General features: G+C 68.7%; 17 protein-coding genes and 1 tRNA gene. 6 read left to right on the forward strand and 12 right to left on the reverse strand.

Annotated features, from left to right (window positions below; all coding sequences use genetic code 11):
* Positions 1-35 precede the first annotated feature (35 nt).
* From PQV94_RS07825 to PQV94_RS07860, 8 genes are all read right to left on the reverse strand, one after another.
* Positions 36-2507: a DEAD/DEAH box helicase gene (locus PQV94_RS07825; protein ID WP_274288182.1), complete on the reverse strand. Its 2472-nt coding sequence runs from the start codon at positions 2505-2507 to the stop codon at positions 36-38.
* A complete protein-coding gene (tatC, locus tag PQV94_RS07830) occupies positions 2504-3256 on the reverse strand; it encodes a twin-arginine translocase subunit TatC (RefSeq protein WP_274288241.1) in 753 nt (250 codons plus the stop codon). Before tatC ends, PQV94_RS07825 begins: the two co-directional genes overlap by 4 nt.
* Positions 3257-3319: 63 nt before the next feature.
* Complete coding sequence (gene tatA / locus PQV94_RS07835; RefSeq protein WP_274288183.1) at positions 3320-3574, reverse strand: twin-arginine translocase TatA/TatE family subunit; 255 nt, start codon at positions 3572-3574, stop codon at positions 3320-3322.
* Between the two features lie 63 nt (positions 3575-3637).
* Positions 3638-4609 (reverse strand): helix-turn-helix transcriptional regulator, encoded by a 972-nt coding sequence (locus PQV94_RS07840; protein WP_274288184.1) that lies wholly within the window; start codon positions 4607-4609, stop codon positions 3638-3640.
* Entirely contained in the window at positions 4606-5595 is a 990-nt protein-coding gene (locus PQV94_RS07845; RefSeq protein WP_274288242.1) for a helix-turn-helix transcriptional regulator, read from the reverse strand. The genes PQV94_RS07840 and PQV94_RS07845 overlap by 4 nt, the downstream gene beginning before the upstream one ends.
* 49 nt (positions 5596-5644) lie before the next feature.
* Complete coding sequence (locus PQV94_RS07850; RefSeq protein WP_274288185.1) at positions 5645-6556, reverse strand: hypothetical protein; 912 nt, start codon at positions 6554-6556, stop codon at positions 5645-5647.
* A gap of 4 nt (positions 6557-6560) precedes the next feature.
* Positions 6561-7577 (reverse strand): tRNA (adenine-N1)-methyltransferase, encoded by a 1017-nt coding sequence (locus PQV94_RS07855; protein ID WP_274288186.1) that lies wholly within the window; start codon positions 7575-7577, stop codon positions 6561-6563.
* Entirely contained in the window at positions 7574-8260 is a 687-nt protein-coding gene (locus PQV94_RS07860; RefSeq protein ID WP_274288187.1) for an HAD family hydrolase, read from the reverse strand. Before PQV94_RS07860 ends, PQV94_RS07855 begins: the two co-directional genes overlap by 4 nt.
* Positions 8261-8371: 111 nt before the next feature.
* Between PQV94_RS07860 and PQV94_RS07865 the strand changes: the two genes are divergently transcribed.
* Complete coding sequence (locus PQV94_RS07865; RefSeq protein ID WP_274288188.1) at positions 8372-9235, forward strand: PAC2 family protein; 864 nt, start codon at positions 8372-8374, stop codon at positions 9233-9235.
* 13 nt (positions 9236-9248) lie between these two features.
* Here PQV94_RS07865 and PQV94_RS07870 read toward each other — a convergent pair whose 3' ends face one another.
* Together PQV94_RS07870 and PQV94_RS07875 are read right to left on the reverse strand one after the other, a co-directional pair.
* Positions 9249-10085, reverse strand: coding sequence for an undecaprenyl-diphosphate phosphatase (locus tag PQV94_RS07870; RefSeq protein WP_274288189.1), 837 nt, complete (start codon positions 10083-10085; stop codon positions 9249-9251).
* A 30-nt stretch (positions 10086-10115) separates the two neighbouring features.
* Positions 10116-11429: a M20/M25/M40 family metallo-hydrolase gene (locus PQV94_RS07875; RefSeq protein WP_274288190.1), complete on the reverse strand. Its 1314-nt coding sequence runs from the start codon at positions 11427-11429 to the stop codon at positions 10116-10118.
* A 126-nt stretch (positions 11430-11555) separates the two neighbouring features.
* Between PQV94_RS07875 and PQV94_RS07880 the strand changes: the two genes are divergently transcribed.
* Positions 11556-11640: transfer RNA gene (locus PQV94_RS07880), tRNA-Leu, on the forward strand.
* Positions 11641-11718: 78 nt separating this feature from the next.
* Here PQV94_RS07880 and PQV94_RS07885 read toward each other — a convergent pair.
* On the reverse strand, positions 11719-13566 hold the full coding sequence (locus PQV94_RS07885; protein WP_274288191.1) for a DEAD/DEAH box helicase: 1848 nt from the start codon (positions 13564-13566) through the stop codon (positions 11719-11721).
* Between the two features lie 125 nt (positions 13567-13691).
* Here PQV94_RS07885 and PQV94_RS07890 point away from each other — a divergent pair, with 125 nt between their 5' ends.
* A complete protein-coding gene (locus PQV94_RS07890) occupies positions 13692-14543 on the forward strand; it encodes an SGNH/GDSL hydrolase family protein (protein WP_274288192.1) in 852 nt (283 codons plus the stop codon).
* Here PQV94_RS07890 and PQV94_RS07895 read toward each other — a convergent pair.
* The gene (locus PQV94_RS07895; protein WP_274288193.1) at positions 14519-15337 is read right to left on the reverse strand and encodes a TrmH family RNA methyltransferase; all 819 of its coding nucleotides are present in this window, start codon (positions 15335-15337) and stop codon (positions 14519-14521) included. The genes PQV94_RS07890 and PQV94_RS07895 overlap by 25 nt on opposite strands.
* A 100-nt stretch (positions 15338-15437) precedes the next feature.
* Here PQV94_RS07895 and PQV94_RS07900 point away from each other — a divergent pair, with 100 nt between their 5' ends.
* Genes PQV94_RS07900 through PQV94_RS07910 form a run of 3 tightly spaced genes read left to right on the forward strand, consistent with a single transcriptional unit; the run spans position 15438 to position 18692 of the window.
* A complete protein-coding gene (locus PQV94_RS07900) occupies positions 15438-16280 on the forward strand; it encodes an NAD-dependent protein deacetylase (protein ID WP_274288194.1) in 843 nt (280 codons plus the stop codon).
* Positions 16281-16306: 26 nt separating this feature from the next.
* On the forward strand, positions 16307-16900 hold the full coding sequence (locus PQV94_RS07905) for a histidine phosphatase family protein (protein ID WP_274288195.1): 594 nt from the start codon (positions 16307-16309) through the stop codon (positions 16898-16900).
* A gap of 43 nt (positions 16901-16943) precedes the next feature.
* Positions 16944-18692 carry an alkaline phosphatase family protein gene (locus tag PQV94_RS07910; RefSeq protein ID WP_274288196.1) on the forward strand — a complete coding sequence of 583 codons (1749 nt, stop codon included), beginning with the start codon at positions 16944-16946 and terminating at the stop codon, positions 18690-18692.
* Positions 18693-18731: the final 39 nt, after the last annotated feature.

Genomic DNA, 18731 nt, shown 5'->3' on the forward strand with positions numbered 1-18731 from the left:
CTCCAGCTTATGCGGATGCGGCTATGCGCCCGCCGTCAGACGCCGGCGTACGCGACGATGCCGCGACGCACCGAGTCGAGCGCGGTGCGCGCAGTGCCGGCCAGCGGCGCGTCTGCGACGAGCGAGAGTTGATCGAGCAGGTCGATGGTCTGCTTGGCCCATCGAACGAAGTCGCCGGCAGCCATGTCGGCCTCCGTGAGCACGCGATCGAGGATAGACCCCCGCGCCCAGGAGTACATCGCCTGCGAGAGGCCGGCGGCGGGCGGTGTGGAACCCGGGAGGTGGTGGTCGCGCTCGAGATCGTCCAGCCGCTGCCAGAGATCCTCGGTGGCGGTCAATGCGGTGCGGAAGGCACCGCGTGGCAGTCCCCTCTCCCCCATTCCCGCCTCGTCACGGCGGGGTTCGTAGACGAGCGCGCACACCAGTGCTGCGAGCGACGGCGCGTCCAGACGGTCCCAGATCCCGGTGCGCAGAGACTCCGCGACGAGGAGATCGCGCTCTCCGTAGATGCGTCGCATCCTCCGGCCCGACGCAGTGAGGACGGTGCGCCCCGCATCGTCACGGGCCACGTAGTCGAGCTCGCTCAGGACGTCCACCACACGGTCGAAGACGCGTGCGACGGTGCCGGTGCGCGAGGAGATCTGCCCGCGCATACGCTCTACGCGCTTGTTCAGCTTGAGATAGCGTTCCGCCCACCGTGCGTGAGATTCACGCTCTGGGCACGAGTGGCAGGGGTGATGCTGGAGCCGGCGTCGAAGCGATTGGATGCGCCGGGTGCGTTCGTCGCGCGTCGCACGGGACGCATTCGCGTCTTTACGGCCCAGCTTCTCCAATTCGGAGACGTCCTGGCGCAGCTGCGCGTACTCCTCGTAGTCACCGCGGTCGCAGGTCATCGCCTCCCGGTATCCGGCCAGTGACTCCTCGGCCGCGCGTACCTCGCGGGCCAGACCCACCACGGAGCGGTCCGCCTGGAACTGTGCGAACGACGATTCGAGGATCTCGCGCGCTCGGGCGCGGCCGAACTGGTCGATCAGGTTGACCGCCATGTTGTACGTGGGCCGGAAGCTCGAATTCAGCGGGTAGGTGCGCCGAGAGGCGAGGGCCGCGACCGCCTGGGGATCCATCGATTCGCTCCACTGCACGACGGCGTGTCCCTCGACGTCGATACCGCGACGCCCGGCCCGACCGGTCAGCTGGGTGTACTCCCCCGAGGTGATGGCGACACGCGCCTCCCCGTTGAACTTCTCGAGCTTCTCGAGCACGACGGTGCGCGCAGGCATGTTGATGCCCAGCGCGAGCGTCTCGGTCGCGAAGACCACCTTGACGAGCTTGCGACGAAACAGCTCCTCGACGATCTCTTTGAATGCGGGCAGCAGACCCGCGTGGTGCGCGGCGACACCGCGCTCGAGGTTCTCGCGCCACTCCCAGAAACCCAGCACAGCCAGGTCTTCGTCGGGGAGATTACGCGTGCGCTCCTCGACGATCTCCCGGATGCTGCGCCGTTCGTCCGCATCCGTCAAGCGCAGACCCGACCGACGAACCTGCTGGACCGCCCCGTCGCATCCTGCTCGGGAGAAGATGAAGAAGATGGCCGGCAAGAGGTTCGCGCGCCCCAGCAGGTCGACCACCTCAGGCCGGTCGATGCGCTCGAGTCGTCGCGTACTGCCTGAACGCAACTGCTTCGTTCCGTGTCGGCGCGGGCGGCGGTGCGCGTCTGCACCCCGTCGTGCGTGCTGGCCGTAGCTCTTGCGCTCGTGACCGGGACCTCCACCGGAGCGGATGCGCAGCAGCTCCTGGTTCACCTGCGCGGCGGCGACTCCGGCCCGGTCGTCGAACAGCGGCAGCAGATCGCCACGCACCAGCACGTGCTGTTCGAGCGGCACCGGTCGGGTCTCCGACACGATGATGTCGGTCTCGCCGCGCACGGTGTCGAGCCAGTCGCCGAACTCCTCGGCGTTCGACACGGTCGCCGACAGCGAGACGAGTCGCACGCTCTCGGGAAGGTGGATGATGACCTCTTCCCACACGGCACCGCGGAAGCGATCGGCCAGGTAGTGCACTTCATCCATCACGACGAAGCGGAGATCGCGCAACGCCGACGATCCCGCATACAGCATGTTGCGCAGCACCTCGGTGGTCATCACTACGATGCGCGCATTGCCGTTGATGTTGGTGTCGCCGGTCAACAGGCCGACGTTCTCCGCGCCGTACACCTCGGTCAGCTCTCGGAACTTCTGATTCGACAACGCCTTCATCGGCGTCGTGTAGAAGGCCTTGTCGCGCGAGGTGAGCATGGCCAGATGGATGGCGAACTCGCCGACGATCGTCTTTCCCGCACCCGTGGGAGCGGCGACGAGAACGCTCCGCCCCTCCTCGAGGGACGCGCAGCCCTCGAGTTGGAAGGGATCGAGCTCGAACCGCTGCGCGGCCGCGAAGGCCGCCGTCTCAGGGTGCGATGCCCGCGACTGAGCCGCGGCAAACCTCTCGGCTGCGGAGAGCTCCGTCACAGCGTTGTATCCATCAGCGCCGCCTCGCGCTTCCGGCGCCGACGGTCGAAGATGATCGACAGGCCCGCCGCTGCGAAGAACAACACGATCAGGATGGCGCCGAGCAGGAGCATGCTGACCACATCCGCGGCGGGGGTGGCCACGGCCGCGAAGACCGTTGCCGCGAGGACCGCGACGCGCCACCCCTTCAGGATGGCCATCCCCGACATGATGCCGGCGAGATTCAGGGCGACCAGGAAAACAGGCAGGACGAAGGAGACACCCACGACGATCATCAGTTTGAAGACGAAGTCGTAGTACTCGGATGCGGAGTAGAAGTTGACGGCGCCCTGCGGCGTGAAGCTCCACATCACCTCGATGACGTGGGGCATGACGAGCACCGCCACGTAGCATCCGGCGAAGAACAGGGGGATGGCCGCCGCGACAAAGCCGATCGTGTACCGGATCTCTTTGCGGGTGAGACCCGGCATGACGAACGCCCAAATCTGCCACAGCCAGACGGGAGCCGAGAAGAAGATGCCGATCGTGACCGCAATCCGCATCCTCATCTCGAACGCAGAGGTGACGGTCGGGAAGTTGAGTGCGGAGAAATCGTCGCCCCGCTGCCTCGCCACGTACTCGATGGGCGCCATCAGCCAGTCGAGGATTGGCTGAGTGACGAACAACGCGACGATCATCGCGGCGACCAGAGCGATGGCACCGATCATGAGGCGGCGCCGCAACTCGATGAGGTGCTGCCCCAACGACATGCGCTTCTCGCGGCGCGGCTCCTCAGCTCCCGTGATGGGCGAGGCCGGGGCTGTCACGGCCGGTCAGGCGCGGGTTTCGGGCGAGGTCCCCGTCTCGGGAGCCTTCGGCGTGGACTCTGCCGGAGCCGGCGACGGCGCAACGGTCGTCGCTGTGGACGAGGCCGCGGCGTCGTCCTCCTTCATGGCCTTCATCTCACCGCGGAACACCCGGGCGGACTGTCCCACGCTCTTGGCCAGAGCCGGCAGCTTGGCAGCGCCGAAGAGGAGCAGAATCACCGCGAGGATGACCAGCAGGTGCGGCCAACCGAAAGCGCCCATGGAGATCTCCAAAAGTTCGAGGTGACCCCAGTGTAACCCGCGCACCCGCGACAGGGCCGGGGGTCAGGCGGAGTGTTCGTACTGCGCCAAGCCTGCGTGCGCCCAGGACGCGGCAGCTCGCCGGGCCTCCTCCGGCGCCAGGATCTCGACGTCGCCCGCGCGCCGGGCCGCGAGCCGACGCAGAACTCCTTCGTCCGCCAAGCGCACCGTCGCGGTCGCCATGCCGCCGGAGGTCTCGATCTCGGCATGGGTGAGGAACTCTCCGAGAAGCGGTGCCACAGCCTCCGGGAACCGCAGCCGCGCCACGATATCGCCCTGGAGGGTGTCGAACAGGGCGGGGAGCGGATCCGCGCCATGCGTCACGGGGATGTCGGTGACCTCCACATCGGATACCCGATCGAGGTGGAACGTGCGCGTCGCCTGGCGCAGGTGGCACCAGCCCTGGAGGTACCACTGTCCGTCGGCGATGTGCACCTTGACCGGGTCGACCGTGCGGGTCGTCGCGGCCGCATCCGGGGTCTTGTACGAGAACGAGACGGCACGTCCGCGACGGAGTGCCTCGTCGACGCGCTCTCGCACCTGGTCGACGGGAGCGGGAGCGACGATGACGTCGGCCGGAGCCGCGGCTGCTCCGCGCGCGAGCTTCGCGAGAAGGCCCTCCACAAGCGCGGAATCGCTCACGCCGGGCAGCGATCCCGTGAGCTGGAGACCGGCGAGCAAAGCCGCGGCCTCGCGGGCCGTCAAGCGAGGCGCACGCTCGAGCCCGACGGTGTGCGTCAGTGCGATGCGATCCTGCGTGTCGAGCAGATCCCAGTCGATGTCGAAGAGATCGCCGGGCAGCGACCAGAAGCCGCCTTCGCCGGGGCGGCCGATGACCGTCAACTTCTCCACCATCCCCCGCATCTGCGCGGGGCTCACCTCGAAGTCCCGCGCAGCCTCGTCCAGGGCGACGTCGCCGCGCTCGAGGAGGTACGGCACGAGCTGCATGATCAAGGCAGCGCGCTCGGTGGCCACCAGTGCGCGCGAGGCGCTCACGAGCGTTCTCCGTGCAACGCGATCACCGCGCGGAGCCGCTCGATCACGAGCTGGCGGAGATGCGGCGGATCCACCACGCGCGCTTCGGGACCATAAGAGGCGAGCTCATCAGCGAGGATGTGTGCGTCGACGTACGGAACAAGGATGCCTTGAGGCGCGGAACGCCCTCGGCGAGACAGTCGAAGGGCGGCCTCGGTTCCGGGATGCACTTCGATGAGAGCCTCCTGTCGTGCCGCGAGCTCCCGAAGCTCGTGCAACGCTCGCTCCCCGGCGCCCGCACGCAGTGAGGGGTCGAAACCCTCCTTGGTGATCTGCACCGCGTCGGTGATGCGGGACAGGAGGAAGGTGCGCTCTGCGCCGAGCGTGACGTCCGTGCCGTAGACGTGCCATCTGGCTTCGTACTCGACGAGAGCCAGCGGTCGCACCCGGCGACGCCGAGCCGTCGACTCCCCCGGCCGTACATAGGTGAACGAGACGACGCGCGCCTGCTCGATGGCGCGCTGCAGGGGCGCGAACGCCGTGTCGCGAACACTGATGCGCGGCGCATAGCCGACGATCTCAGCGTCGACTTCGTTGCCCAGTGCCCGGATCTTGCGCAGCCCGCTTCGTGCGGGCAACGACATGCTGTTCTCACTCCAGACAGAGCCCGCGAGATTCAGCAGGGCGATCTCCGCCGGCGTGAACGTCATGTCTTCGGGGAGCGCGTACTCCGCCGTCGGCACACGATAGCGCGCCTCGCGGAGGTCATCCGGGTCGGCGTGGTCTCCGATGGTCTCGATGGGAACGCCCAGCGCGCGCAGGTTCTCCTTGTCGCGCTCGAACATCTTCTCCAGGGCGGTCTTCGAGGCACCGGAATCCGCCTGTTCCCGGTAGCCCGAGACGGATCGCAGGATCGTGTCCTTGGTGAGGCCCTGCTCCGTCGCCATGAGCGCGACGGCGAGATTCACCAAGCGCTCCTCGGGCGCGACGGAACTCGCTTCGTTCATGGGCACCCCCATATCCTAGGCGCGCCGCCGAGCGCCGGCGCGGCGGGGTTCAGCCCAGCGAGCCGAGGATGTCGATCACGTAGATCGAAGCGTCGGAGGAAGCATCGGCGGGCGGCTCGACGACCAGCACCTGAGACCCGATCGGAAGACCGGCGATCGTCTGTGAGACGACGGAATCGCCGCCGAGCGCGACAGCGTCGGGCTTGTCGTCCCACGTGGTCTTGGTGACGCGCTTGCTCTTCCAGTCGACCTGCAGCACGTTCACCACGACGGTCGAACCGTCGGCGGGGACGTCGTGGTCGCCCTTCTTCAGGACCTCCACTTTGCGCTCGGACGGAGCAGCGCCATCGGGCACGACGACGCCGGGGTGGCCGTCGTCGGTAAGTACGACCGAAGGCATGCCGTGCGCCTCGTTGTACTGCGGCGCACCGTCGGCAGCCGCGAGCATCACCGAACGCAGATCCAGGACAGCCACCAGCGGGGTTCCCTCGGGAAGCCGCAGCTGCTGCAGGAATCCGGACTCGATCTGATCGGCGGGAAGGCCGATGACGATCCGTGAACCACCCGTCGCGCACTCCAGAGCGCTCTTCAGGCCGGGCATCGCCTGGGTGAGCCCGTTCAGCGGGAGGTAGAGCGGCTTGTCGTAGCCCTCGGCGGCCAGAACTTCACCGCTGGTCGCGTCAGCGAGGGTGAAGCCCACATCCACCACCTGGTTGTCCGCGACGATCGCGCTGCCGTCTCCGGCGACGAGGTCGTCGTACTGCACGCCGTCCAGGTTCATCGGCGACGAGACCTGCACCGTGGGGGCGACCGTGTTGTCGTCGCCGGAGACGGTGACGAGCGAGCCGATCGAGCCGGCGGACGCGGGGCGGTCGCACCCTGATGCTGCCGATGACGAGCATCCGACGAGGGCCAGGGTCATCAGGCCGACTGCGGCGGCCGCGGCGGGAAGTCTGCGCACCGGATCAGTCTACGTGCTCGTCGGAGCCGACTTCCGCCGCTGCCTGGCGTGCGCCGGCGGCCGCGCGCTGCGCCTCGCGCACGCGCTTGCGAAGGTTCTTGTCCGTGATCTGCCGCTCCCCCACCGCACCCGGCGTCCACAGCTCCACATCCTCGTCGCTGTAGCTCGACTTCGAGGCACGCCGCTTCTGCTCGGGCAGCACGGCGCCCGGAGCGAGTCGGCGTGCCGTCAGGAGGAAGCCGGTGTGAGCGACCATGCGGTGATCCGGACGTACCGCCAGCCCCTCGACGTGCCAGCCGCGCACGAGTGTCTCGCTGGCTTCCGGGTCGGTGAACAGCTCGGTCTGACGGATGTACTCCGCGACGCGGCTGAGCTGCGTGGCGGTGGCCACGTAGCAGATGACCACACCGCCGGGCGCGAGCGCCTCGGCGACGACGTCGATGCATTCCCAGGGCGCCAGCATGTCGAGAACGACGCGGTCGACGGATGCCGGCTCGACCGCCTGGGGAAGCCTTTCGACGAGGTCCCCGACCTCGAGGGTCCAGTTCTCGGGCACGGCGCCGAGGAAGGTCTCGACGTTCGCGCGCGCGACCTCGGCGAAGTCCTCCCGCCTTTCGAACGACGTGAGCCGTCCCGCTGCTCCGACTCCACGCAGGAGCCAGAGCGCGAGCGCACCCGAGCCGACCCCCGCCTCCACGACCACCGCCCCGGGGAAGATGTCTGCCTGCGCGACGATCTGCGCCGCATCCTTCGGATAGACGATCGCCGCACCGCGCGGCATCGACATGACGAAGTCGCGCAGCAGCGGACGCAGAGCGAGGTATTCGTGACCGCCGCTGTTGGCGACGACGGACCCGTCCGGCAGCCCTTCGAGGTCACGGTGACGCAGCACGCCGTGGTGCGTGTGCAACTCGCCGCCGTCCTTCAGCGTGATCGTGTGCAAGCGACCCTTCGGGCCGGTCAGCTGAATGCGGTCGCCATAGCGGAAGGGTCCGCGAGGGGCGGAGGCGGGAGTGGTCATCGTGCGACGTCCTCGAGTTCGTGGTGTGCGGTGAACAGGCGCGCGATGTCGTCGGCGCCGGTATCGGCGAGTGAGGGCCACAGGGCTGCGGCGCCGACGCCCTCGAGCGAGACCATGTGGGGAACACCCAGCGCAACCGTGCCGGCGGCGATGGCCGAGCGCAGCCCGTTCGGCGAGTCCTCGATCGCGACGGTGCGCGCCGGATCGACGCCGAGCGAGGCGCAGGCCTGCAGGTACGGGTCGGGGAAGGGCTTCGGACGGGTGGCCTCGTCTCCGGCGATCACGAGGTCGAAGGCGTCGAAGTCGATGAGCTCGACGACCGCATCCGCCATGCGACGCAGCGACATGGTCACCAGGGCGGTACGGACCCCCGCCGCGCGGAGACTCGAGAGAAGCTCCCGCGCGCCAGGGCGGAACGGCACGCCGTCCTCCCTGAGCGAGCGCATGACACGCGTCGTCAGAGTGTCGATGATCTCCTGCTCGGGCAGGCGCACACCGGCACCCTGAAGAAGACGCGCCGCGTCGTCGAGCCCGAGACCCACCAGGCCCAACGCCTGTTCATGGGTCCAGACGCCGCCGTGCGCGGCGACGAGCGGACCCTCGGCCGCCATCCAATAGGGCTCAGTGTCGACGAGTGTGCCGTCCATGTCCCACAGGACGGCGTCGGGAAGCTGGGGGTTCACCGTCCCATGCTACGAGGCGCCCCGGCCGAGCCCGCGCCATGCGAGGTCGCTGCGCCTATCCTGGAACGATCCCCGCGTCGCCGAGCGGCCACGGGGAGAGAGGGAGTCACGGTGGAGGGACTTGGTCGGCGCGTTCTGGTCGCCGCCTTCGACGGCTGGAACGACGCGGGTGAGGCGGCCTCGGCCGCCGTTGCGCTCCTGCGCGCCGAGGGCGAGTACGAGAGCGTCTACTCGGTCGATCCCGAGCTGTACTTCGATTACCAGTACACCCGTCCGACGGTGACCCTCGATGCGGAGGGCAATCGCGTGCTCTCCTGGCCGGAGGCGACGCTCCTGCGCCCCGCGCAGCAGACCCGCGGAACGCAGCTGTGGCTGCTGACCGGCGTCGAACCGGCGCGGGCATGGAAGGCATTCGCCTCTGAGCTGGTCGACTTCGCCCTCGCCGAGGACATTACGGGTTTCGTCGCGCTCGGCTCGATGATGGCGGATGTGCCGCACACCCGCCCGATCTCGATCTTCGCGGGCAGCGACAGTGACGCACTGCGCACCGGTCTGGGCCTTGAACGAAGCTCGTACGAAGGACCTGTCGGCATTCTCAGCGTTCTCGCCCACGTCGCCGAGCAGGCAGGGATCCCTGCCGCTTCGCTCTGGGCGAGTGTCCCGCACTACGTAGCCGGGCACACGCCGTCGCCCAAAGCCACGCTGGCGCTGCTGGACCGCCTGGAGGACATCACCGGAGCGAAGGTGCCCCGGGGCGAGCTGGCGACCCAGGCCGCCGCGTGGGAGGCATCCATCGACGCGGCCGCGGCCGACGACGAGGAGATGACCGAGTACATCCGCGGACTCGAGCGCACGCGCGACACCTGGGACTCTCCCGACGCGTCCGGCGACGCCATCGCCCGCGAGTTCGAGCAGTACCTGCGCCGCCGCGGCGACGGACCGGGCAAGCCCGGCCGCGACGAACCGCGACGCTGAGGCGGGCTCCCCCTCAGGCGGCGATGACGCCGGTGGCCAGCATGACCATCACGAACGCACCCAGCGCCACGCGGTAGATCACGAACGGGAGGAAGCTGCGCTTCGAGATCCACGCCATGAAGTACTTGATGACCACGAGCGCCACGAAGAAGGCGACGACTGTTGCCGCCCCCGTCTCCCACAGGTTGAAGACGGGGTCCACCTCGGGCTCCCGGAGCACCTTGAAGAGCTGGTAGAAGCCGCTGCCGAACACCGCCGGGATCGCGAGGAGGAACGCATATCGCGCCGCCGCCGCACGCTCGTAGCCGAGGAAGAGGCCCGCGGTGATGGTGCCGCCGGAGCGCGACACCCCCGGCACGAGCGCGAGCGACTGCGCCAAACCGAACACGACGCCGTGGCCGACGGTGAGGTCCTTGAGCTTGCGGCGGTGGGCTCCGACGGCGTCGGCGATGCCGAGCAGCACGCCGAAGAAGATGAGCATGCCCGCCACCAGCCAGAGCGAGCGGAAGACGCCCTCGATCTGATCCTGGAAGAAGAGTCCCAGCGCGACGATCGGCACCGACCCGATGATGATCAGCCAGCCCATCCGCGCGTCGGGATCGTTGCGCGGCACACGCCCGGTGAAAGACCCGAACCAGTGCGAGATGATGCGGACGATGTCCTTCCAGAAGAAGATGACGACCGCCGCCTCGGTGCCGATCTGCGTGATCGCGGTGAACGCCGCGCCCGGATCCTGAGCGGACGGCAGGAAGGCTCCAAGGATCGCGAGATGCGCGCTCGAGGAGACCGGGAGGAACTCCGTGAGACCTTGGACCAGGCCCAAGAGGAGCGCTTCAAGGAAATTCTGCATCGACGGCCTTTCGCCTAATCGGATGACGGGTCAGCAGGTACGGAGGAAGTCGGTCAGCACTCGCTGCCCGAACACGAGGGCGTCGATCGGGACGCGCTCATCGACACCGTGGAACATACCGGTGAAATCCATGCCCGGCGGAAGGCGCAACGGCGCGAACCCGTAACCGGTGATCCCGAGACGCGAGAGGGCCTTGTTGTCGGTGCCCGCGCCCAGCAGATACGGGATCACGGGTGCGTCAGGGTCGTGGCGCGCGAGGGCTTCGACCATGCGGTCGACGAGATCGCCCTCGAACGTCGTCTCGAGCCCCACGTCGCGCACGACCGTTTCGATCTCGACTCCGTCGCCCACGATGCGTCGGATGTCCGCGAGCGCCGCCTCCTCGGTTCCCGGCAGCACGCGGACATCGATCAGGGCCTCCGCCCGGTCGGGGATCACGTTGTGCTTGTAGCCGGCGCCGAGCCCGGTCGCGTTCGCCGTCGTGCGCAGACTCGCCCGGAGGAAGGCGGATGCAGGCCCGGCGGCGTCGGCGAGTGCGTCAGGGTCATCCGTACCGATTCCCGTCAGACGGGACATCTCGGCGAGGAAGCGGTCGGTCGTGTCGGTGAGCCGCAGGGGCCACTCGGTGCGTCCGAGCGCTGCGACGGCCTCAGCGAGGCGGACCACTGCGTTGTCGGGATGGAATCTGCTGCCGTGGCCCGCCGCCCCGCGTGCCACCAGTCGCAACCAGAGAAGCGCCTTCTCCCCGACCTGCAGGAGGTAGGCGCGTCGCGAGCCGACGTCGACAGAGAAGCCGCCGACCTCACTGATAGCCTCCGTGGCGCCCGCGAAGATCTCGGGGCGATGCTCCACGACGAGCGAGGAGCCCTCGACGCCGCCGTTCTCCTCGTCCGCGAAGAAGGCCAGCACGAGATCGCGCTCCGGCTGCTCCCCCGCGCGCACGAGCTCCGCGACCGAGGTGAGGATCATGGCGTCCATGTTCTTCATGTCCACCGCGCCGCGCCCCCACAGCATCCCGTCGCGGATGACGCCCGCAAACGGATCGACGCTCCAGTCGTCCGCTACCGCGGGGACGACGTCGAGGTGACCGTGCACGACGAGCGCCGGCCGCGTGCGGTCCCGCCCCGGCACACGCGCGAACACGTTGGTGCGACGCTCGATCGGCTCGTAGTACAGCGTTTCCAGGCCGAGTTGCTCTAGGTAGGCACCCACGTACTCGGCGGCCTCGCGTTCGCCGACAGCGCGACCGCCCCCGTAGTTCGTCGTGTCGATGCGGATGAGGTCTCGCGCGATCCGCGCGACCTCGGGCAGATCGGGCGCGCCTGCGGCAGTCGCGTCCGTCATGGGGTTCAGGCTACCGGCTCCATATGTCAGCCTCGTGACACGCGACACACGCGGGGCGAGCCCGATTAACGACCCGACACGGGACGTGGTAACGTTGCTCCTCGTTGCGAAAGCGACGAAAACACTGCGCGGGTGGCGGAATAGGTAGACGCGCTAGCTTGAGGTGCTAGTGCCCGTATAGGGCGTGGGGGTTCAAGTCCCCCCTCGCGCACAGTGAGAGAAGAGGGTCCCGGAAGGGGCCCTCTTCTTGTTTGTCCGCGTACCGTTCGGCGCCCCGGCGCAGCCCCGCTCAGCTGTGCACGCGCTTGCGTAGCAGCTCGATCCGTGCCTGCAACTGCGCCACGGTCGCGTGAGAGACCGCAGGTCCCCCGCACAGGCGCCGCAGTTCGGTGTGCACCGCGCCGTGCGGTTCGCCGCTCTGTCGTGCATAAAGCCCGACGAGGCTGTTCAGCAGCTGCCGCTGCTCCTTCAACGTGCGATGGAGGGGTGCAGGGATGTCGCTCGGCGGCTCCTGCTCCCCTGCCGCCTCGCGCGCTTCCCGTGCAGAGCGATGGCGGCCCTGACGGGCCTGGCGCTGCATCAGGAGCTCATGCACGTGCTCGGGTTCGAGGAGCCCGGGGATGCCGAGGAACTCCTCCTCCTCCGGGGTGCCGGGCACGGCGAGCTGACCGAACTCCTTGCCGTCGAACAGCACCCGGTCGAAATGGGCGTTCGCCCCGAGCGCCTGGTACGCGAACTCCTCCGTCAAGGCGTCGGATGCGGAGTCCTCGCGCTCCGCCTGGTTCATCATGTCCTCTTCGGCGTCCCACATGTCCTCCGCGTCGCTCTCGCGGTCGAGCGCGTGGTCGCGCTGGCGCTCCATCTCGTTGGCCAGCGTCAGGAGCTGCGGGACGTTGGGCAGGAAGACGCTCGCGGTCTCGCCGCGACGCCGAGCGCGCACGAAACGACCGATCGCCTGTGCGAAGAACAGCGGCGTCGAGGCGGAGGTCGCGTACACGCCGACGGCGAGGCGCGGTACGTCGACGCCTTCGGACACCATCCGAACGGCCACCATCCAGCGCGAGTCCGAGGCGGAGAACGCCTCGATGCGCGAGGATGCTTCGGCCTCGTCGGAGAGCACGACGGTCACGGGCTCGCCGGAGATCTGCTGCAGGATGTCGGCGTACGCGCGCGCCGCCGTCTGATCGGTCGCGATCACCAGGCCACCCGCATCCGGAACCTGCTCGCGCACCTCCGAGAGACGCCGATCGGCCGAGCGCAGGACGGCGGAGATCCACTCGCCTTCCGGCGCGAGCGCAGTGCGCCATGCCTGGGAGGTGATGTCCTTCGTGTTGTCCTGACCGAGCTGCGCCTCCATCTCGTCGCCCGTCTTGGTGCGCCAGCGCATGTGCCCCGCGTAGACCATGAAGAGCACGGGACGCACGACGCCGTCCTCGAGCGCCCGGCGGTAGCCGTACGCGTAATCCGTGCGCGAGACGCGGTTGCCCTTGGCATCGGGGTGGTACTCGACGAACGGGATGGGGGCCGTGTCGGAGCGGAAGGGCGTCCCCGACAGCAGCAGCCGGCGGGTGGCGCGTCCGTACGCCTCGCGCAGCGCGTCGCCCCAGCTGAGGGCGTCGCCGCCGTGATGCACCTCGTCGAGGATCACGAGGCTGCGCTTCTCGATCGTCAGGTACTGATGGACGGACGCCTTCACCGCCACCTGCGCATACGTCACCGCGACGCCGTGATATTGCCTGGCCGGAACGGTGTGGCGGTTGCTGAAGTGCGGGTCGAGTCTGATGCCCACGCGGGCCGCCGCATCAGCCCACTGCGTCTTGAGATGCTCCGTCGGCGCGACCACGATGATGCGGTCGACCACGCCACGGCGCAGCAACTCGCTCGCGAGGCGCAAGGCGAAGGTGGTCTTTCCAGCGCCGGGTGTGGCCGCGGCGAGAAAGTCGCGCGGTCCCTTTCCGACACCGTCGGGGCCGTCCATGGAGAAGTACTGGTCGAGCGCCTCCGCCTGCCACGCGCGCAACCGCTGCGCGGTTCCCCACGGTGCGCGCTGCGGGTATGTCGGGGAGAGGTGCTCGGCGGCGAAACTGCCGATGTGCTCGGCTCCGTGCTCGTCGATCCGATCGGCGTCGATGGTCATCTCCCGCTCCTCGTCCATCGCACCTCCGTTCTCGAACGCGAGAATCCACGATAGGCGAGATCGCGGACAGCCGGACCCGACCCCGACTCAGGGCGCGGGGCTACGCTGAGAGGTCAGGAGGAACGATGACCACCGAATCGGCTCTGCCCCACCGCACTCCCTACGTCGCCAACGATGAGGGACACCCGTGGCGGCGATTCGTCGCCATCGGCGACTCCTTCACAGAGGGCATCGGCGACCCCTCGCCCGACTCGCCCGGGGGCAACCGAGGCTGGGCGGACCGTGTCGCCGAGGTGCTCGGCGCCGACGTGGACGACTTCGCCTACGCGAACCTCGCCGTACGCGGCCGCCTGATCGGCCAGATCGTGGCGGAGCAGATCGAGCCTGCCCTCGCCCTCTCCCCCGACCTCATCAGTTTCTGCGCGGGAGGGAACGACGTCATCCGCCCGGGCACCGATCCCGACGAGATCTCGCAACAGTTCGAGGACGCCGTCATCCGGCTCTCCTCGACCGGCGCCACTGTCGTCGTGTTCACGGGCATCGATACGAACTTCTCGCCGGTGTTCCGCGGTTTCCGCGGAAAGGTCGCGATCTACAACGAGAACCTGCGCGCCATCGCCGACCGCTACGACTGCATCGTGGCCGACCAGTGGGGTCTGAAGGAGATCCAGGACGCCCGCTTCTTCGCGGATGACCGCCTGCACCTGAACGCCCTCGGTCACCACGAGGTGGCCCGAATGGTGTTGCGGGCGTTGAACGTCCCCAACGACCTCGCCCCGATGCAGCCTGCGCCGATCGCGGTGCGCAACTGGCGAGCGGCGCGCGCCGACGACCTCGTCTGGGCGCGCACCTACCTCGTTCCGTGGGTGCTGCGGCGCTTGCGGCACCAGTCGTCCGGCGACAATGTGACCGCGAAGCGCCCGGAGCCTTCGAGCGTGTCGCGCCTCGACGGTCAGATCCCTCCGGCGGGCGGGTGAGCGAGCGCCCAGAGCGCCACGGCGCCCGCCGAGGCCACGTTGAGCGAGTCGACACCGCCCGACATCGGGATCGTCACCACGGTGTCGGCGGCGCGCAGCGCCCCCCGACTCAGCCCGTCGCCCTCCGCGCCCAGAAGCAGCGCCACCCGCTCTGGCCTGGAAGCCGCGAACGACTCGAGCGCCACGGCGTCATCCGATAGGGCAAGAGCCGCGAGGCGGAATCCCGCCTCGTCGAAGAGGAGTCGCGCCGCTTCCCATTCCGGCAGGCGCGTCCACGGGACCTGGAACACCGTGCCCATGCTCACCCGGATGCTTCGTCGGTAGAGCGGATCCGCGCACCGCTGGGTGACCAGCACCGCATCCGCACCCATTCCCGCGGCCGCGCGGATCGCCGCACCTACATTCGTGTGGTCGACGATGTCCTCCAGGACGAGTACCGTGCGCGCATTCCGCAGAAGATCGGCCACGTCCGGCAGCTCCGGCCGGTGCATCGCCGCGAGCGCACCGCGGTGCACACTGTAGCCGGTGACCGATTCCGCGACCCCGGCCGGCACGACGTAGACGGGCGTATCGGTCGCCGCCAGAAGTTCCGACACCTCCTCGACCCACTTCTGCTGCACGAGCACGGAACGAGGCCGATGTCCGGCCGCCAGCGCCCGCGCAATCACCTTCGCGGATTCCGCGATGTACAACCCTTCCGCCGGCTCCGACACGCGCCGCAGCGCGACGTCCGTCAGGTCGCGGTAATCGCGCAGCCGCACGTCGTCGGGGTCGGTGATCTCTTCCAGGTGCATACGTCCTCCTCTGCCAGCTAACCAGCCGCGGACGCCGCCGACGAAACATGCCCGCAAACCGGCAGGCGTAGGCTCGGCAGCAGGAGGTACTGTGCCACTCGTGACGGAACCCGATCCGACCGCCCTCGCCGAGCTGGAGCGCGCGATCGACGCGCTGGCCGGTCGACGGGTCGCCGTCCTGACCGGCGCCGGAGTATCGACGGATTCGGGCATCCCGGACTACCGCGGTCAGGGCGCGCCCGTGCGCAAGCCCATGAGCGTCGAGCAGTTCCTCGCGGAGGAGAGCGCCAGACGACGCTATTGGGTGGGCAGCCACCTCGGCTGGCGGCGGTTCGCCGCGGCGCAGCCCAACGAGGGCCACCGTGCCCTCGCGCAGCTCGAGGCAGCGGAGATCACGAGCGGGGTCATCACCCAGAACGTCGACGGACTGCACGTGCGTGCCGGCTCCCGCCGTGTCGTCGAACTGCACGGCACCATGCGCCGCGTGGGCTGTCTGCAGTGCGGGCAGGTGTTCGACCGGCGGGATCTCGCGGTCAGGGTGGAGGCTGAGAACCCCTGGCTGAGCGAGACGGAAGAGTTGCCCCTCGGCCCCGACGGTGACGTGGCGGGCGCCGAGGTCGAGGGCTTCCGCATCCCCGAATGCAGTGTCTGCGGAGGAGTGCTCAAGCCGGACGTCGTCTTCTTCGGCGAGTTCATCCCCGCCGAGCGCTTCCGTGAGGCCGAGCAGCTCGTGCGCAACGCCGACGCATTGCTCGTGGCGGGCTCCTCGCTCGTCGTGAACTCCGGCATCAGATTGGTCGAGCGCGCCCGGCGACGTAGGCTTCCGGTGGTCATCGTCAACCGCGGACAGACCCGGGCCGATGCCCGGGCGACGGTCAAGGTCGACGCCGGGACGAGTGAGGTGCTCACCGCTCTGGCAGAGGCGCTCCCCCGCCGACGCTGACTCCGCTTCGACACACCGACAGGCCCGTGACCCACCTCATCCTCATCCGCCACGGCGAAACCGACTGGAACCGCGCCCGCCGCATCCAGGGCGCGACAGACATCCCCCTCAATGACACGGGACGTGCACAGGCGCGCGAGGCCGGCCTCGCCCTGCGCGACCGCCTCGAAACCGACACGCCTCTGGTGCTCGTCTCGAGCGACCTCCAGCGCGCGGCCGAGACCGCGGACATCATCGGAGCGATCCTCGAGCGGCCCGTGACCGCCCGCTATCCCGAGCTGCGCGAACGCTCGTACGGCGAGGCCGAGGGCGTGTCGATCGATGAGCTCGCCGAGCGGTGGGGACGCGGGCCCGACGTCCAGGTGCCCGGGGCCGAAACACGCGAGCAGCTGCGTGAGCGCGCACTGGGCGCCGTAGCGCGGGTGATCGACGACGCGTCGACACAGACCGAGCCGCCGGTCGTGGTCGCCGTGGCACACGGCGCCCTCATCCGCGAGGTTCTGGCCTTCGCCACCGACGAACAGCTTCCCGCCGACGGCGACCGGCTCGGCAACGGATCGGCGCAGGAGTTCTCCTGGCAGAACGGCGTCCTGCGGCTCCTGTCCTACTCGTCCGTCTGAGCCGCCGAGCCGGCACGATGGCGATGCCGTAGCCTGACACACGATGAGCCGTCGACCGAAGAACGATCCGCCCCCGGATGCCGGAGCCGCATCCCGGCGCGACTTCCTGCGAGTGGGCGGCCTCGCCCTCGGCGGACTAGCCCTGGGCGGCGCCGCCGGAGCGGGCGCGGCGGTGGTGCAGGCCTCGACGCGACCCTCTCGCGCCGTGAACGAACCCGCGTTCGCCCACGTGGTGGTCCTGATGGGCGAGAACAGATCGTTCGACAACCTCCTGGGCCACCTCTACACGCCGAAGACTCTGCCCACGGGTGCCCGATTCGACGGGCTCGCGTTCGACGACTACTCGAACCCCGCACCCGACGGTCGTACGATACCCGCGCACGTGTACACGGGCAGCACCGATGACATCATGTGCTCACCCGACCCTGACCCGGGCGAGACCTACCCGCATGTGAACACCCAGATCTTCGGCACGGTCGACCCGGCCTCCAACGAGACCTCGTGGCATCGCCCGCTGCGCGCGCCATGGAATGCCCCATCGGCCGATGCCACCCCGACGATGCAAGGCTTCGTGCGCGACTACGTCGCCAACTACCGGCGCACGAGCAAGGGCAAAGAGCCGTCTCCGGCGGACGCCGATGTCATCATGGGCGGATTCTCCCCGGCGATGCTCCCCGTCCTCTCGACGCTGGCTCAAGGGTTCGCGGTCTACGACCACTGGCACTGCGCAGTGCCCAGCCAGACGTACTGCAACCGCTCCTTCTTCCATGCATCGACCTCGCACGGCTTCGTCACCAATCGCGGTGGAGGCGGCTACAGCAAGTGGCTGGACGCGGCTCCGGCGCCGACGATCTTCAACCGTCTTGAAGAGGCGGGTCGCAGCTGGCGCATCTACTTCGACGAACAGCTGCTCGTCTCGCTGACCGGTGTGATGCACGCTCCCGTGCTCGAGAAGTACTGGCGCAGCGACCACTTCGCGTACATGGACCAATTCTTCGCAGATGCGAAGGCGGGGACACTGCCCGATTACGCATTCATCGAGCCGCGGATGGTGTACAACCACAACGACTTCCACCCTCCCTTCGGCGTCGTGCGCGGCAGCGACGTCGATGGCTCGCCGGTGTTCGACTCTGCCGTCTCGGATGTGCGCGCCGGCGAAGCGCTGGTGGCGAGCGTCTACGACGCGATCCGCACCTCTGACAGCAGCGACGGCTCGAACGCCCTCAACACGCTCCTGCTCATCACCTTCGACGAGCATGGCGGCACGTACGACCACGTCGTCCCACCGAAGGCCACTCCTCCGGACCCCGAAGCCGCCGAGGGCGAGATGGGTTTCCGTTTCAACCGACTCGGCGTGCGCGTGCCGGCGATCGCCGTGTCGGCATACACGAGGGCGGGGACGGTCATCAATGAGGAGATCCATCACGCCGCCGTCATCGCGACCCTGTGTCAGCTGCACGGGCTCGAACCGCTGACCGATCGCGACCGTGGCGCCCCGACCCTGTTCGGTGCGACCAACCTGACCGAGCCCCGTGATCCGTCCACCTGGCCCACCGTGAGTCCCGCCTATCTGCCGCCGCTGCTGGAGGAGGATGAACTCGAGGAGATCCGTACCTCCGACAAGCCCTTGACCTCCCCCGCGAAGGGTCTCCTCGGACTCCTCCTGGAGCGATACGGCTCCAGTGGCGCGCCGGAGCCGGAGACCTACGCCGACGCGTACAACATCCTCAAGGAGCACGGGCTGGGACTGTTCACGGCTCAAGGCGCTTCCCCGAGCCCGACCGCGACGTGACACCGCACGCGCAATGTGCGCAAACCGGGCGGCCCACTG

This window comes from Microbacterium sp. Clip185 (assembly GCF_028743715.1).
Taxonomy (GTDB): domain Bacteria; phylum Actinomycetota; class Actinomycetes; order Actinomycetales; family Microbacteriaceae; genus Microbacterium.

Bases quoted from the DNA above. Each gene is read 5' to 3' on its own strand.
- tatC (WP_274288241.1), bottom strand. From the start codon at position 3,256: ATGTCGTTGGGGCAGCACCTCATCGAGTTGCGGCGCCGCCTCATGATC.
- tatA (WP_274288183.1), bottom strand. From the start codon at position 3,574: ATGGGCGCTTTCGGTTGGCCGCACCTGCTGGTCATCCTCGCGGTGATT.
- PQV94_RS07845 (WP_274288242.1), bottom strand. From the start codon at position 5,595: ATGAACGAAGCGAGTTCCGTCGCGCCCGAGGAGCGCTTGGTGAATCTC.
- PQV94_RS07855 (WP_274288186.1), bottom strand. From the start codon at position 7,577: ATGACCACTCCCGCCTCCGCCCCTCGCGGACCCTTCCGCTATGGCGAC.
- PQV94_RS07870 (WP_274288189.1), bottom strand. From the start codon at position 10,085: ATGCAGAATTTCCTTGAAGCGCTCCTCTTGGGCCTGGTCCAAGGTCTC.
- PQV94_RS07875 (WP_274288190.1), bottom strand. From the start codon at position 11,429: ATGACGGACGCGACTGCCGCAGGCGCGCCCGATCTGCCCGAGGTCGCG.
- PQV94_RS07885 (WP_274288191.1), bottom strand. From the start codon at position 13,566: ATGACCATCGACGCCGATCGGATCGACGAGCACGGAGCCGAGCACATC.
- PQV94_RS07890 (WP_274288192.1), top strand. From the start codon at position 13,692: ATGACCACCGAATCGGCTCTGCCCCACCGCACTCCCTACGTCGCCAAC.
- PQV94_RS07895 (WP_274288193.1), bottom strand. From the start codon at position 15,337: ATGCACCTGGAAGAGATCACCGACCCCGACGACGTGCGGCTGCGCGAT.
- PQV94_RS07910 (WP_274288196.1), top strand. From the start codon at position 16,944: ATGAGCCGTCGACCGAAGAACGATCCGCCCCCGGATGCCGGAGCCGCA.